13 protein-coding genes are annotated in these 17,025 nt (G+C 33.8%); 6 read left to right on the forward strand and 7 right to left on the reverse strand.

Going from position 1 to position 17,025, the window contains the following annotated elements:
* The first annotated feature begins 71 nt into the window (after nt 1-71).
* The 4 genes from glgB to TZ01_RS03015 are packed head-to-tail and all read left to right on the forward strand — an operon-like array spanning nt 72 to nt 7,120.
* Nucleotides 72-2,180 (forward strand): 1,4-alpha-glucan branching protein GlgB, encoded by a 2,109-nt coding sequence (gene glgB / locus TZ01_RS03000; RefSeq protein ID WP_048101285.1) that lies wholly within the window; start codon nt 72-74, stop codon nt 2,178-2,180.
* The gene (locus TZ01_RS03005; protein WP_048101286.1) at nt 2,177-4,099 is read left to right on the forward strand and encodes an alpha-1,4-glucan--maltose-1-phosphate maltosyltransferase; all 1,923 of its coding nucleotides are present in this window, start codon (nt 2,177-2,179) and stop codon (nt 4,097-4,099) included. Before glgB ends, TZ01_RS03005 begins: the two co-directional genes overlap by 4 nt.
* Nucleotides 4,093-5,781, forward strand: a complete 1,689-nt coding sequence (gene treS, locus TZ01_RS03010) for a maltose alpha-D-glucosyltransferase (protein ID WP_048101287.1) — start codon at nt 4,093-4,095, stop codon at nt 5,779-5,781. The genes TZ01_RS03005 and treS overlap by 7 nt, the downstream gene beginning before the upstream one ends.
* Complete coding sequence (locus TZ01_RS03015) at nt 5,768-7,120, forward strand: hypothetical protein (RefSeq protein WP_156150288.1); 1,353 nt, start codon at nt 5,768-5,770, stop codon at nt 7,118-7,120. Before treS ends, TZ01_RS03015 begins: the two co-directional genes overlap by 14 nt.
* Here TZ01_RS03015 and TZ01_RS03020 read toward each other — a convergent pair.
* The 5 genes from TZ01_RS03020 to TZ01_RS03040 all read right to left on the reverse strand — a co-directional run bounded on the left by TZ01_RS03020 (nt 7,117) and on the right by TZ01_RS03040 (nt 12,002).
* Nucleotides 7,117-8,472, reverse strand: a complete 1,356-nt coding sequence (locus TZ01_RS03020) for a dihydrolipoyl dehydrogenase (protein WP_048101289.1) — start codon at nt 8,470-8,472, stop codon at nt 7,117-7,119. The two genes, TZ01_RS03015 and TZ01_RS03020, sit on opposite strands and share 4 nt — an antisense overlap.
* A 52-nt stretch (nt 8,473-8,524) precedes the next feature.
* Nucleotides 8,525-8,713, reverse strand: a complete 189-nt coding sequence (locus TZ01_RS03025; RefSeq protein ID WP_048101290.1) for a hypothetical protein — start codon at nt 8,711-8,713, stop codon at nt 8,525-8,527.
* A 101-nt stretch (nt 8,714-8,814) separates the two neighbouring features.
* Entirely contained in the window at nt 8,815-9,492 is a 678-nt protein-coding gene (locus TZ01_RS03030) for a transaldolase family protein (RefSeq protein ID WP_048101291.1), read from the reverse strand.
* A 74-nt stretch (nt 9,493-9,566) separates the two neighbouring features.
* Complete coding sequence (locus tag TZ01_RS03035) at nt 9,567-10,919, reverse strand: xylulokinase (protein WP_052656710.1); 1,353 nt, start codon at nt 10,917-10,919, stop codon at nt 9,567-9,569.
* A 66-nt stretch (nt 10,920-10,985) separates the two neighbouring features.
* On the reverse strand, nt 10,986-12,002 hold the full coding sequence (locus TZ01_RS03040; RefSeq protein ID WP_169749781.1) for an alcohol dehydrogenase catalytic domain-containing protein: 1,017 nt from the start codon (nt 12,000-12,002) through the stop codon (nt 10,986-10,988).
* Nucleotides 12,003-12,208: 206 nt separating this feature from the next.
* Between TZ01_RS03040 and TZ01_RS03045 the strand changes: the two genes are divergently transcribed.
* Both TZ01_RS03045 and TZ01_RS03050 read left to right on the forward strand, forming a co-directional pair.
* Entirely contained in the window at nt 12,209-13,591 is a 1,383-nt protein-coding gene (locus tag TZ01_RS03045; RefSeq protein ID WP_048101383.1) for an MFS transporter, read from the forward strand.
* Nucleotides 13,592-14,038: 447 nt separating this feature from the next.
* On the forward strand, nt 14,039-14,941 hold the full coding sequence (locus tag TZ01_RS03050; protein ID WP_156150289.1) for a hypothetical protein: 903 nt from the start codon (nt 14,039-14,041) through the stop codon (nt 14,939-14,941).
* On the opposite strand, the gene TZ01_RS03055 is transcribed toward TZ01_RS03050, so the two are convergent.
* Both TZ01_RS03055 and TZ01_RS09155 read right to left on the reverse strand, forming a co-directional pair.
* On the reverse strand, nt 14,926-16,041 hold the full coding sequence (locus TZ01_RS03055; RefSeq protein WP_048101293.1) for a glycosyltransferase: 1,116 nt from the start codon (nt 16,039-16,041) through the stop codon (nt 14,926-14,928). The two genes, TZ01_RS03050 and TZ01_RS03055, sit on opposite strands and share 16 nt — an antisense overlap.
* Before the next feature lie 35 nt (nt 16,042-16,076).
* Nucleotides 16,077-17,000, reverse strand: a complete 924-nt coding sequence (locus TZ01_RS09155) for a glycosyltransferase family 2 protein (protein WP_052656714.1) — start codon at nt 16,998-17,000, stop codon at nt 16,077-16,079.
* Between the last annotated feature and the right edge of the window lie 25 nt (nt 17,001-17,025).

Here is a 17,025-nt window from a genome sequence, read left to right on the forward strand (position 1 = left end):
TTTATCATTTAAAATATTCATAAAAATATCTCAGGTTAAATTAATATATAAAATAATTATATTAAATTATCATGTCTGGGATATATGAGTGCCTGAAAAATGTCAAATGTAACCATCCGGAAAAACATCTTGGCATGCACTTTGAGAATGGAAGTTATGTTATAAGGGCATATCTACCAATAGCTGTTAATGCCTACGTAATTATTAATGATAAAAAATATAAAATGATTGAGACCGATAATAAAATATTTCAGGCCAATTTTAATGATAAGATTAATAAGTATATGATTTCATATACTGACAGTTCAGGTTATGAGCATAAGTATTACGATCCATATAACTTCAGGCCTGCAGTATCTGATTATGATATTTACCTTTTTAAGGAGGGCAAACTTTTTGAATCATATAAGACCTTTGGTTCACATTTAATTGAAATTGATGGGGTTTCTGGCTGCAATTTCACTGTTTGGGCACCCTCCGCCCTTTCAGTTTCAGTTGTTGGAAATTTCAACCACTGGACTCCCGGAATGCATCCAATGATTAACATAAATGACTCAGGCATATGGTCTATTTTTATACCAGGTATTTCAGAAAATGAGGTTTATAAATATGCAATAAATACAAGCAGTTTTGGGATTAAAATGAAAACAGACCCATATGCATTTTATACTGAAAAAAGACCAAGAACATCCTCAATAGTAATCGGCCATGATTTTAACTGGAATGACAGCGAATGGATAAATAAAAGAAATATTTTGGGATACAATGATCCCGTATCAATTTATGAAATGCACCTTGGTTCCTGGAGGAAAAATGGCGATAAATATTACAGTTACAGGGAAATAGCACCAATGCTGATTGAATATCTTAAAAAAACCGGATTTAATTATGTGGAATTTATGCCATTAACTGAATACCCGCTGGATATATCCTGGGGATACCAGGCCGTGAATTATTATGCACCCACATCAAGATACGGCAGGCCGGAGGATTTAAAATACCTTATAAATGAACTGCACAGGAATGGCATTGGGGTAATACTTGACTTTGTTGCGGCACATTTTCCGGATGATGATTATGGATTATACATGTTTGATGGCACACACCTGTATGATTACGCAGATCCCAGAAAGGGAAGAACCCCGGACTGGGGAACAAATATATTTGATTTTGGCAAAAATGAGGTCAGGTCATTTTTAATCTCTGCAATTATGTACTGGATTGATGAATTTCATATAGATGGCATCAGGGTTGATGCGGTAACATCAATGATATATCTGGATTTCTCCAGAAAACCAGGGGAATGGATTCCAAATATATACGGTGGAAACATAAACCTTGAGGCTGTATCACTATTAACAGAGCTTAATTCAACGGTGCATGAAAAGTATCATGGGGTCATAACAGTTGCCGAGGAATCAAGCACATATAAGGGAATAACGTCAAGGTCTGGCATTGGCTTTGATTACAAATGGAATATGGGATGGATGCATGATACACTGGATTTTTTTCATACAGACCCTCTTTACAGGAAATATAACATTGGGAAATTAACCTTTACAGTAATGTATGCATACAGTGAGAGGTTTATATTGCCAATATCACACGATGAGGTTGTTTATGGCAAAGGTTCACTTTATCAGAAGATGCCCGGTGATTATAACCTAAAAATATCCAATATTAGATTGTTTATGTCTTATATGTTTGCATATCCGGGCAAAAAATTACTATTCATGGGAAATGAATTTGCACAGAAGAATGAATGGGATTCAAATTCACAGCTTCAGTGGAATGCCATTGGAAAATCTGAGGAGGGTTTATTAAACCTTATTAATGACCTCAACAGTTTATATAAAGAATATGACGACCTCCATATAGATGAAAACTTTTCATGGATAGATTTTAATGATGTAAATAATACCGTGATCAGTTTTATGAGGGGAAATATAGTATGCATATTTAATTTTACACCTGTTGAAAGGGAAAATTATGCAATAGGTGTTGACAGTCCTGGAACATATACAGAAATTTTTAATAGCGATTCATCAAGGTACGGCGGTTCAAATCATATAAATAAAAATATAGAATCATGCAATTATTCAATGCATGGGAGAAAATATTCAATAGAGATAAATTTGCCACCATTATCAGCCATTTATCTGAGGAATGATGCGTTATGACGGCTCCAATTGCAATAGAGAATGTAAGGCCTGAAATCAATTGTGGAAGGTATCCGGCAAAAACAATAGAAGGACAGGATTTTTATGTGAGTGCAGAGATTTTTAAGAGCGGGCATGACCTTGTATATGCTGTGCTAAAATACAGGAAAAAGGGTAAGAGAAGGTGGAATATAATCCCAATGGACTCAAATCCAAATGATATATTTACCGCAAAATTTAAAACGGATGGCATTGGTTTCTATGAATATACAATTGAGGCATGGAAGGATTCATACGGCAGCCTCCTGAAGGATATACAATCATGGTATAATGCAGGGGAAAATGTGGAGGAGGACCTAAAAGTTATCATGGAAATTATAAGATATTCTTATAATAATTCAAGGGGGGATGATAAAAAATTTTTAAGGTCAAGCATAAATGAATTTAAAAAATTAAATGTGGATAAAAAAATAGAGATGCTTAAGGATCAAAATTTTTCTGCCATAGTCAAAAAATATCAGAAAAAACCTGAAAAAACTAGTTACTGCAAAAATCTCGGGCTCATATCTGATCCAGTTTATGGTGGCTATGCCTCATGGTATGAGCTCTTTCCAAGGTCTCTTGGAAATAATGGCAGATCAGGAACGCTTAGGGATTTAATTAATCATTTAGGCTATGTAAAATCCATGAATTTTAATGTAATATATTTAACGCCAATACATCCAATTGGGATAACAAACAGGCGTGGAAAAAACGGTTCCAGAACTGCATCACCTGGTGACCCTGGAAGCCCATGGGCAATAGGCAATTCCTCAGGGGGCCATTATTCAATTAATCCCGAGCTTGGTACCATGGACGATTTTGAAGACCTGGTAAAATCGGCCGAAAAACTCGGCATTAAAATAGCCATGGACATTGCATTTCAGTGTTCGCCTGATCATCCCTATGTTCATGATCATCCTGAATGGTTTTACCACAGGCTTGATGGTTCCATAAGATATGCAGAAAATCCGCCAAAAAAATATTATGATATTTATCCTTTAAATTTTGAAATAAAAAATAAAAAGGCACTATGGAATGAGATGAGAAATATTATTATATACTGGATAAACCATGGCATAAGAATTTTCAGAATAGATAACCCGCACACAAAACCACTGGATTTCTGGGAATGGCTTTTAAATGAGATTAAGTCAAGGTATCCGGATGTTGTTTTTCTTGCCGAGGCATTTACAAAGGAGAACCTAATGTTTGAGCTTTCAAAGCGTGGATTTACAATGTCATACACATATTTTACATGGCGCGTTACGCCTGAAGAAATTACATCCTATTTTTCTGAATTAAATTCAGAACCATTAAATTACTTTTTCAGGCCAATGCTGTTTACCAATACACCGGATATTCTTGGAAAGGATCTATGGAAGGGAAGAAATGAATTTATCATAAGGGCGGTTCTGGCATCAACGCTATCGCCATTATGGGGCATTTACTCAGGATTTGAATTATGTGAAAATGATCATCTGGGGGATACTGAAGAATATTTAAATTCTGAAAAATATGAAATAAAACATAGAGATTTTGATTCTCCTGGTAATATCAAAGATATAATTTCAAAGCTTAATATAATAAGGGAGGAAAATCCTGCGTTAAAAACACATGGTAATATATATTTCTGTGAAACAACGAATAATTCCATACTGGCGTATGCACGATATTCTCAGGATTTTAAAAATATAGTTCTTGTGATACTAAATATGGATACTGATAATGTACAGTCTGGTTATGTAAGGGTTCCATTGGGGACGCTTAAAATTAATAATTATATTTATGATGCAGTTGATGTCCTAAATAACAATAAATATAAGTGGAATGGCGAATATAATTATGTCCGGCTTATTCCTGGAAAAAGGCAGGCACATATAATGGTGATAAAATGCTAGATGACGGCAATAAACTATGGTACAGGGATGCCATATTCTATGAGGTCCCTGTAAAATCATTTTATGATTCCAACGGTGATGGAATTGGCGATTTTAGGGGGCTCACAATGAAACTTGGTTACCTTAAAAACCTTGGTGTTGACGCTTTGTGGCTTTTACCCTTCTATAAATCGCCCCTTAAGGATGATGGTTATGATATATCAGATTACTATTCAATCCTACCAGAATACGGTACCATAGATGATTTTAAACAGTTTATAGAAACAGCGCACTCAATGAATATAAGGGTAATAGCCGATCTGGTTTTAAACCATGTATCAGACCAGCATCCATGGTTTGTGGAGGCCAGAAAAAGCAGGGACAGCCCAAAAAGAAACTGGTTTATATGGAGTGATACTCCTGATAAATTCAAGGAGGCCAGAATAATATTCATAGACACTGAAAAATCCAACTGGGCATATGACCAGGAATCGGGACAGTACTATTTCCACAGATTTTATTCATCACAGCCAGATCTTAATTATGATAATCCCGAGGTAAGGGAGGAGGTAAAAAAAATTATCAGGTACTGGCTGAACCTTGGCCTGGATGGCTTCAGGGCGGATGCCGTGCCAAATCTTTTCAAGCGTGAGGGTACCAACTGTGAAAACCTTCCAGAAACACATAATTTCTTCAAGGAAATAAGAAAAATGATGGATAGTGAATATCCTGGAACAATACTTTTGGCCGAGGCGAATCAGTGGCCAACGGATGCAAGGGCATATTTTGGCAATGGGGATGAATTCCATATGGCATTTAATTTTCCATTGATGCCAAGAATTTTTATTGCACTTGCAAAAAGGGATTATTATCCGATAGAGGATATTATAAACCAGACGCTTCCGGTTCCAGATAACTGCGACTGGTGCACGTTTTTAAGGAACCATGATGAGCTCACACTCGAAATGGTTACTGATGCCGAAAGGGATATAATGTTCAGGGAATATGCCAAGCTGCCAAAAATGAGGCTTAATCTTGGAATCAGGCGCAGGCTTGCACCCCTTGTGGATAATGATATAAATACAATAGAACTCCTTAATGCATTAATATTCTCACTGCCTGGAACGCCAATTATATATTACGGTGATGAGATAGGCATGGGTGATAATATTTATTTGGGTGACAGAAACGGTGTAAGGACGCCCATGCAGTGGTCATATGATAGAAATGCTGGATTCTCAACCGCAGATTCCGAGGAACTTTACTCACCCGTCATTACAAATCCAAATTATAATTATGAGAGCGTAAATGTTGAGGCCGAGATGCGGCTGAATTCATCGTTATTAAAATGGATGATCAAAATAATCAATATAAGAAAGGATTACAAGGAACTTCTTGGCAGGGGGTCAATCAAATTTATAAATCAGAAAAACAAAAGGGTTCTTGTTTATATAAGGGAATATGAAAACCAGAGAATGCTATGCCTTTTTAACCTCTCCAGAAGTCCAACCTATGTTGAACTAGATTTGCATGAATATGCAGGATTGAAGCCAATAGAGGCCATAACAAAGGCAGCATTTCCAAGAATAGGTGACCTAAATTATTTCATCACAATGACCCCAAGGTCATTTTTCTGGTTTAATTTAATAGTGCCCGAACGCGACGATTCATTTGACCTGGTGGATGATTATGATCAATCCTGAATCAATCTTAAATAATGAGGTAATAAATTACATAAAATCACGGAGGTGGTTTTCAAATAAAAATGATGAAATTACAGGTGTAAGTGTTTATGATTCATTTAATGTTGATAATTTTCTACTTTTGATATTAAAATTCCAGACAAATATGGGCAGTTATCTTTATTATTTCCCTGTTAGCATAGGCTCCGGAGAAATTTTAATTTCCTGCCAGGATAACAATAAAATTTATGATGCATTTTATTCCAAAGATTATGCAGATGCCATTTTAAGGCTATTCATGTCTGAAACTGAATTAAAGGGAAAAAATGGCATTTTAGGATTCATAAAAACACAGTTTTTCAATTTTAACAATTCTAACAATTTTGCGACAATAAAGGCAGAACAGAGTAACAGTTCATTCATCATGGGAAATATAATCTGCAAAAATTACAGATTTCTTCAGTATGGTGAGAACCCTGATATAAGAATGTCTGTTGTATTGATAAAAAATGGATTTGATAATGTGCCTGCACCCATGGGATATGCCGTTTACACATCACGTTCCGGGAATATTTACTTAATAAATATATCAGAATATATTTATAATTCAATAGATTTATGGTCATATTCAAATAAAAAAATATCATCTATATGCAGTGAGGCCTCAGATTACAGTGAACTGGAGAAAAAAATAAAAGGTTTTTTAACTGGAATGGCAGGTGACCTTGGAACATTAACAGGAAGGATGCACAGGGTACTTTTTTATTCAGGTGAGGAGGATTTTATTCCGGTTCTGGCCACCATGGATGATTTTTATTCTGTTATGGAAGAAACAATTAATAATCTGAGAGAATCTGGACTTATAGAAGATAGCATTATAGAAAGTTTAAAAAATAAATTAAATATTATGATAAAAAGTCTCGATTACACCGGTATATATAAGATAAGGATACATGGTGATTATCATCTGGGCCAGATAATATATTCAGAAAAGTACTATGTTATTGATTTTGAGGGAGAACCCCTTAGAAAACTTTCAGAAAGATCCGTAAGGCAGATACCCCTGAGAGATGTTGCGGGCATGCTCAGATCATTGAGCTACCTTATTTATTCATCATCATGCATCAGGCCCGATGATATAAATGATATATTAGATAATGTTTCAGTAAAATTCCTAAATGCATATAAAAATGTGATGTGCAGTATCGGTATTATGCCAGAGTATTTATTTAACTCCATTGACCTCTTTTTGCTTCAAAAAGCCTCATATGAACTATTATATGAAATTAAAAACAGGCCATCATGGATAGGCATACCGTTAAATGAAATTAAAAGAATTTATAAAAAGTTATGTCTTTAAAATAGTTTTCTCGCAGCGGTATCAAGCCCCTCAAACGTCATTGGGTGCTGGTGTGCCATCTCTGCAAAATCCCTTGCTGTAAGGCCATTTTTAACTGCAAGTGCTATTTCATTAATGACGTTCCCTGCATCGTTTCCTATTGCATAACCACCTATAATTTTCATACGTTTGTCAACAAGCAATGTTATTTCTCCGTACATTTCATCAAAGGCCTCGGCAAGTGTATCCTCCTTCAGATCATATTTAACCTCTGTGTATTCAATATTATTTCTTATGGCATATTCAGGTGTAATGCCAACATAGGACATCTGTGGTATGGTATATAATGTATACGGCACACTTAATGGGTCATAGTAATCAGTTAATTTTCCATCAGACATTATATTATGGGCCGCAACCAGGCTCTGGCGTTTTGCCGCATGGAATAACGGTGTAATGCCATTCACATCCCCTGTGGCATAAATATTTTTTATATTCGTCTGCATTCCAGAATTTACCTTTATGCCATGTCTATCATATACTATTCCAATTTTATCAAGTCCATCCGGGAAAACAGGTTCACGACCTGTTGCCATTATTACCGCATCAGCATAAATGCTCTCCCTGTTACCATTATCCTGTAACAAATTAACCTTATACCTTTCATTGACCTTTTCTATTGATTTAACCTCATTATTAAAATAAACATCCATCTCCGGCAGCAGGGGATAGAGCTTATCAATAATTTCCTTATCCATATCTATAAGAATTCTGTCCTTTACCTCAACCAGTTTTACCCTGGAACCAAGGATTGATAAAAATGATGCTGTTTCAAGGCCAATGTATCCGCCACCTATTATAACAACAGAATCGGGAATTTTTCTAAAACTTGGATTTATTCTGAATATATCACCACTTACATATGCATATTCCTTTCCTGGTATGTCTGGAACAAATGTATCTGTTCCAGTGCCTATTATTATATAGTCTGCACTGTAAAGCTTTTCCACGCCATCAGCATTAACCTTTACTGTATGTTCGTCAACAATGGACGCTGCACCCCTTAAAAGCGTAACTCCTGAATTTTTAATCTCACGATCGTGATTGGCATATCTTATTTTCTGAACTGAATCCTTTCTTTCAATTATTTTTTCATAGTCAATATTAAAGCTATAAAATTTTTTAACTCTGGCGTAATTGTGCACGTTTTCAATGATTGTTTTTGATGGGACACATCCCTCTGAAAGACAGTTTCCAGATAGGACACCCTTTTTGTCGACCATTAACACACTGTAACCGGACTGGTCAAGCCTGAAGGCGGCAGGATAGCATGCCCCACCAGCACCTATTGTAATTACATCGTAATGTTCCATAACTTAAATATAATAGAACTATAAATAACATTTACCATAAAATTAAATTTATTTATTTTTTCCTCATTAATACACTTCCCATATCAGAAAATCCTTTGGATGTGTAATATACCCTGTGGCAGCTGGGGCAAACATACGCCTCAAAATCCCCTATATATTCATTATTTTGATGGTAGGGAGCATTCTTTAATTGCATATCAATATTGCAATGTGGGCAGACTTTTACATTATTTATTTCCATAATTTTTATAATATAATGAAAATACTTAATGTTTTTTTATTATAAAAAGTAAAAACATCTTATATACTTCATTCATACTTTTAAAAATGCTGGAATCCAAATCATTGGTTAAAAAATGTTTTACTGTTCTGGGGTATTAAATTCCAGTCCTTTATAAATCTGTTAACATTCATTAATGTTTCCGGGTGGTCGAGCATCTGCTTTAATACTCCATATGGTGCTGTAACAGCGTCAACACCTGCCATTCCGCACTCGATAATCTGAACTGGATTTTTAATTGCAGCCCCCATTATTTTTGTTTTCATATTATAATTATTAAACATGGTTCTTATTGTTTGAATAACCTTATATGAACTGTTACCTGAATCATCTATGCTGCTTAAATATACAGTTGAATATTCAGCATTATTTTTTGCTGCGGCCAAAGCCTGCAGAGGGGTAAATATTGTGGTTGCGTTAATTTTAATGCCCCTGGATCTTAATGAGGCCATTGCAGCCATCCCATTTTGTGTAACTGGAATCTTAACTATTACATTAAGTCCAAGAGAATGTATTTTCATCGCCTGTTTTAAAATGGTGTCGTATTCATCTGATGTTACCTGTATGTGCACCTCACCATTAACATGTTTTATAATATTGTTAATGATCCCCGCAGTATCATTATTGTCATCCACTTCCTTAGATAAGATTGACGGATTTGTTGTTATGCCATCCAGAATGCCGTAACGGGCTATATTATTTATTTCATCAATATTTGCTGAATCCAGAAATATTTTCATTGTAACCTAATTTACATACATAATTTATATTTAAGTGTTTATTATATTTTTATAAATAATTCATTGAATTTAAACTAAATTTTTCTTATAAAGCTTGAAGACCTTAAATATTTTAAAAATAGTTCCTGGTACAATGCAGCATTTTGGGATGGTTCAAAAACTTCATGATAATCCTGTTTAACGTCATGCCCCATTGATATTAGGGCAGCGCCGTATGCTGTGCTGTTCACATTGCCTAAATAAACAGTTTTATTGAAAACATCTGATATTATTTGAACCAGCAGTTTGCTTTCTGCACCACCACCGGATATTACTATTTTTTCTGCCCCCTGATTCATCTCTTTATATACATGTTTTAAATTAAATGCTATGCCCTCCATTACAGACCTTATTATGTCATTTCTGCTGCTGCCTGAACTAATGCCGGAGAATGATGCACGAACGGTGCTTGAATTAAATGGTGATCTCTCACCGTTAAGGTATGGAAAAAATAGAATGCCATTGCTTCCAGGGTCTGAAGACATGGCGAGTTTCTCTGATTCCTTATAACCTAAATTTAAAATGCTATTTATCCATTTTAATGATAATGCACCTGACTGTGTTACACCCATTAAATGCCATTTATTTTTTTGTGCATGGCAGAATAAATGCAGTGAATTATTTTTGGGAATTTTATATTCCTTTAAAAGCTTAAAAACGACACCGGATGTGCCAAGTGTTATACCGAGGTCATTTGGTCCAAGCCCCATCCCTATGGCAGATGCCTCCTGATCACCTGCACCGGCCCTTATTTCTATTCCATCATAATATGAATCAGTATCGTATGATTCATTTAAATCCCCGAATATTTCTGGATATATGTCTAAATGTTCAAATATCCGGGTCCATGATCTTTTTTTAACATTTAAAAGATATGTGCCTGATGCATCAGTTACATCTATGGATTTTTTCCCTGTTAAATAATATTTAACAAAATCCTTTGCTATAAATGCATTTTTCATCTTTTTAAAATTTTGTTTTTCATTATATTTTATCCATAAAAGTTTAAGCAGGCTGAAATTTGAGAGTGGGTAATTTCCAGTTTCATTAATTAAATTTTTTAACCCATATTTTTTGATAAGAAATTGTGAGTATTTATATCCTCGGAAATCTGACCATAAAATGGCATTTCTCACTGGCTTTTCGTAGTCGTCTGTTATTACAAATGTGTGCATCTGGCCTGTAAAGGCCATTGATTCTGGCCTTTCAGGCAGTGATTCCATGATTTTTTTAAATCCGTTTATCCAGTCATATGGGTTTTCCTCTGCATAACAATTATTAAAATAAATCTTATAATCTATTGATTTTTCAAAAATTATGTTTCCTGAACTGTCAATCATAACTGCCTTTATTGCATTTGTACCCACATCTATGCCGAGATAAGACATTTATGAATTTAATATATTTTTTTATATAAACTTATTTAATAAATCTGGTTTAAAAATTTAATGAATCTATAAATCAACTATAGTTTTAATATATTTTGCATACTCACCGTTTTCAAGGTAATCAGGAAGCTGTTCCAGGCCTATGTGTTTTTCTGTAAGAGGTTTCATCCTTTCACGGTATTTTTTTATTATGCTAATGGCAGTTTCAAATGTATTCCTGTATCTAAAAATCCCATGAACAGTGATCTCATTTGATGTTATTTTTAAATTGTTTAGGCCATCTTCATTACCCATTCCAATCAGAAAAATGTCACCGCCCCTTTTTACATGTTCAAGGGCAAATTCTGAGGCAAATCCACTGCATTCAAAAACAGCATCAAATTTGTCCCTAATTTTATCATTCAAATAGGCATTAAAGCCACATTTACTGGCATAATCCATCTTTTTTGGATCCACATCACTTAATGTTACACTGGCACCACTTGATTCCGCAACAAATGCAGTCAATATACCAACGGAACCGGATCCTGTAATGAGTACAGAATCACCGGGTCCTATAAGGGACTTTCTTACTGCGTAAACACCAACAGACATTGGCTCTGCAAGGCTTGCCTCTGAGGTTGAAAGCCCTTTAGCATTATAAACAAAGCCCTCAGGATGAACAATATATTCCCTCATTGAACCATCAACCGGAGGTGTGGCAAAGAATTTAATATCGGAACATAGATTGTATCTTCCAGATCTGCAATAAATGCATTTCCCGCATGGTATTCCGGGTTCTATGGCAACAACATCACCACGTTTAATATTATCACCATCAGATTCTGCTATTCCTCCAGTTTCATGGCCAAGTATCATTGGGGATTTTAAAATAAAATCACCAATCCTTCCACTGGAATAATAATGAACATCAGAACCACAGATACCCACTGATTTTACCCTTATCTTTACATATCCATCCGGTACATAATCCGGGTTCTTTATATCCCTGATTTTTAAATTTTTTTGGGACTCCAGTATTGCCGCCCTCATTATTTTATATTTTTTTATATTTATTAAATATTTTTCTACAGAAAAATTCATGGATAATTCCATGAATTAAATTAAAATTTTATTATTATATATTGTGAGTTTTAAGGATTTTCATATAAATTTTACGATATATTGAAATAAAAAAATTAAATAAATCTTTAAATATAATTTCAGTTAACTTCTATAATATCTCTAGATTATATAATTTTTTGAGTATTAATTAATAAATTTTTTATATGATGATTTATTATATATTTATGGATTACCAGTTTTTGGATGATAGAGTTACGGATAAGTTCCAGAAAAAACTTTCAGTACTGGCTGCAGTTGGTCCTTTTACAGATGGTTTCAATGAATTTGGTGCATCAACGGCATTACTGGCAATTGCAGTTTTATTCCATCTATCAGCAATCATGTCTTCACTAATACTTGCATCATACTGGATAGGTGTTGGCGCCGGAGGAATGATAGGTGGCATATTTTCTGATAAAATAGGCAGAAAAACACTGTTTGTATATGATACAATAGGCATGGGCGTATTTGCACTGATCAGTGCCATATCATTTTCAGGCACATTCTTCTTTTTCTCCAGGCTTTTACTGGGTTTCTTTATAGGCATAGACTATGTTGCTGCCCTACCGTTAATATCTGAATACTCACCCATAAAAGATCGTGGAAAGCAGTTATCATTTCAAAAATTCTTTTTCACACTTGGAGCCTTACTGGCAATAGGCGAGGGCCTTGCATTAACAGTACTTGTTGGTGTTTATCTTGCATGGAGATACATATTTATAACTGCTGCCATACCAGTATTTATATTATTCTTCCTGAGAAAATCAATGCCAGAAAGCTTAAGATGGGCAGTGGAAAATGGAAAAGAAGAGCGTGTTAAAAGTATTAAAAAGAGGCTCAATAATTACGGAATAAAGGTAAACGTCGATAAGAATGACCTTGGCGAGGAGACATCCATAAAGGATAATATAAAGAAATTCTTTTCAAGGCCAAATGCCAGGGCATTAATTTACATATTCTGGCTTGGAACAGCCTATTCAATGACCATTAACCTGGTTTCTGTTTATGAACCAAAATTTCTTAGTGATCTTGGCGCGACATCCACCTTATCATTACTTGGTTCTGTTATAAGTGCAGCCCTTGGACTCTTAGGAACCTTTATTGTTATGATCACAGTAGATAAAATCGGAAGAAAAAACATTGGCGTCGCTGGGTTTATATTAAGCTCCATACCCATGGGAGTAATGTATGTGGCATTTACACTTCATTTTGCCACCCTTCCACTTATAATGTCAATGTTTGCGATATTTTATTTTATTAACGTTGGAACAATAGGTACCCTTCAATATGTTCCTGCTGCCGAACTTGGAGGTACAAGAAACAGAGGATTATCAATGGGATGGGACAAATTATGGGAGTTCCCAACAGCGGCTGGTGCCTTTGCACTATATGCCTTTTTGGGCCCGATTAATTCGGTGCTTTTCGATACAATAATGCCGGTAATAGCAGGTATAATACTTTACATACTTGCAATAGAAACAAAGGATAAATCTCTTGAATATATAGAGGATGAGACAATAAACGAAAATGAGGAGGCACACACGTTCAAAGATGTGGAAGAAGAATAAATTTTTTTATTTACTTTATTTACCAGGTTCCAGTATTAATACTGTTTATGGTCATGCCCGTGTATAATATTTTGTGTATTTATTTAGGGTACCTACTTTTTGGCATTCATTATGGATGGTTTAAACTTATAAAAATCTAAAAATATATAAATATTGTATAAAAAATACAGGTATTTTGAATAATTCTTTTTTGGCTAAAATAATGTTATTATGCCTAGAATCTCATAGGACATTTTTCTTTACTGTAATTCTTATCTTTCAATGCCTTATTAATATATCAATAACTTTTAGCGATAATGTATGCAAAACATATATTAAAATCTGCTAAACCTTATGTATTTTTAATATTAACATATAAAAGATATACGACAGCAGGCTTAATGTTACAGAAAAATTAATAAGCCATAAAATAATAAAAGAATAACTATGCTTGAAGGTATAAAATGTGTGCAAATTAAATCTGCATCTAATAAAGATTTTCCATATAAATCCGATTTAAAATTTCTAATAAAGAATTTGCCCGCATTTCAGGAAAAAGTTTACATAGCAGAATTTGGAAGGTATAATCACAGCATTCCAGCCTATTTGCAGGTCCATGATGGAGAACATATAATGGTTAAACCATCCCTAGCTGGCATATCCGTACTGCGTTCAGGTTATAGCTGTACAATTCTGGATTTAAAAAATAAAATCAATTTACATGAAAGGCACCTGGATGTTTTTGATACCCCAATGGATTACAAAACTGTTAATGAAAGATTCAAAAAAGATTTAATCTATTACCTAAGGCATGGCGGTTTTATTGATTTTTATATTCACGATGACATAAATCCCATGATGTTTCTCAATGAAATAATCGGCAGATTATCCATAAAGTACTGCATAAATAAGCACAGGCTTTTTAATGTCTCTAAATTCCTTCTTGAGAACCCTGCAATGGAATTAAATATGCAATCATTAATGCATAGATTTGCACTTAATAAAAATGAATTGAATCAAATCCTTAACGCTTTAATAGATTCTGGATTAATATATACAGTTAAATCAGGTGAAAATAGAAATTATTTTAAAATATTTACATCAGACAACTGTTTTACATTAAACAATCCAGAATCTGATATTGTAAGGCTTGCATACAACGAGGCTTTCAGGCATCTTTTAGGTATTTATCCTGGGGCTAAATTTAAATACACAGAGGAATTTCCATTAATTCTATATTATAAAAATAATAAAATACAGATAAAATTATTTCTAGATAATGAAATAATAAAATTACAGGCCATAAAAAATAAAAATAGGGATGAATATAATTTCGAGGATTTTTTATTGAACGATCAATTAATATCATGATTTAATTTTTTATATTCATTTAAAATTATTTTAGCTGTATTTATATTTCCCTCAGACTTTATAATTTTTTTGTACATCTCAAGGCTTTTAAATGACTGTATCCTTAGTAATTCTCTATTTTTACATAAATATCTTATTTTTTCTGGAAATTCCTGTATATCACATATGATTATGTTATTATCAGTATTATATTCCTCATAGCTTCTTAAGCCAATTTTTGTTGATACCACCGGTATGCCATATGAAAGATAATCAAGGACCTTTAAATTTCTTCCACTGCCCTCGATCACAGGATTAACAGCCATGCATGCTGATCTTAACACCATATCCTTTTTGGCATCATCTATTACTCCAAGGAATTTCACATTTTTTTGTGACTCCTTAAATTTATAATTTTTTACATTTCCTATTATAATAAAATTAAATTCAGGAAGTTTTGCGGACATTTCTAAAATATGCCTGACAGCATCTATATTGGCCTGGTACAGGGACCCGATAAATACTATATTATTTGTTTCCATACCATTCCATTCTATATTTTTATTTTCAGTTAGCAGTGGTATATAGAATAGTTTGGACTCATCTATAATTTTTTTGAACTCCATTATATCATTTACTGAAAGTGATAATATCATATGCGCATTTTTCAACAATTCCTGCTCTATTTTGGAGACATAATTTTCATAGGGGTTGCCAGATCTGAGCCCCGTTTCATAGTTGTGTGCATCGTATATTATAAATTTATCTTTTATGTATGGCCTGAAGAGTTGATACTGCCAGGGCCCCTCAAATATTATAATATCACTTTTTTTAATTTCCTTTATAACCTCATGGACATATTTTTTACGTAAATATTTGCCCATGGAGAGAAAAACTTCAAATGACCGGTTTCCCTTTAAATAGGACATAATCATAATTAAAACTGACCTGTACTGCCTGGAATTACCCATATTTTTATCAACCAGCACAGGCCCGCCAGCAGAAACCAAAAGCCTATTTTCATAATTTTTAAGAAGGTTATGGCATCTTAATGAATATGCACTAATGTATTCAGGTATGATCTGCCCGTGGCATATCTGTAAAATTTTAGGCATGGCCATAAGATGGAATGCAATTGTTCATTATAAATATCTTCCTATATCTTTAAAAGATAATCCTCAACCCTTCTATTGTATTTTAATGGAAGTTTATACTGAAATATTTTTATGAATTTAAATGGATAATGAAATCTGTTTCCCTTATAGCTTGCCACAGAAAGCCAGTGAAGGACATCATCATAGTTCAGATCGTATTTTATTCCTGAGTTTAATAACCCTGAAAGCATGTTTAATTCTATTTTTAATGATATTATATAATCCCTGGCAAGCATCCGGGACTTTTTGGTTTTTAAAAATTTATACATGGTTTCCAGAGAATTCAGGTATCTTAAATATGTTTCCATTTTTATTTTCCATCTATCTATTCCACGCAAATTTGTATTGCTGGTACTTTCATGGAATCTATAATATGTTAAAAATTCACGGCTGAGTTCTATTTCCCCACCGGAGTCAAGGGATATATAATAAAAAAAGGTATCATACAGGGCCCTTACCTTTGATAGATATTCCATATTTATTATATCTTTTTTAATGGAAATTGATGATAAATTAAAATCAGGGCTGTAATAATATTCATCAATGCTATTCCCCTCATCATTGATAAATGTGCATCTATTATGAAAGTAAACCAGATTTTTATTATTTTTAAAGCTATTATATACATACTCGAGTTTATTGCTGTAAAAAAGATCATCATAATCCAGAAATGATAAAATATTTCCATGGCTGATCCTCAGTGCAGCAATATACTTTGAGGATAGGGAAAGATCATTTACATGCAAAACTTTTATTAAATGCTCATTTTCCATTTCTGAAATTTTTTGATCCTCATAATTTAAAACTACAATTATTTCATAAAAATCCCTGCCCAGAGACTGGTTTAATGCACTTTCTATGGCCTTATATACAAGATTATTTGGTTTATATGACGGTATTATAACAGAGATAAAATCTGATTCCATTAAAAATGCTATAAGAATTCTGTAT

This window comes from Acidiplasma sp. MBA-1 (assembly GCF_000949015.1).
GTDB lineage: Archaea > Thermoplasmatota > Thermoplasmata > Thermoplasmatales > Thermoplasmataceae > Acidiplasma > Acidiplasma aeolicum.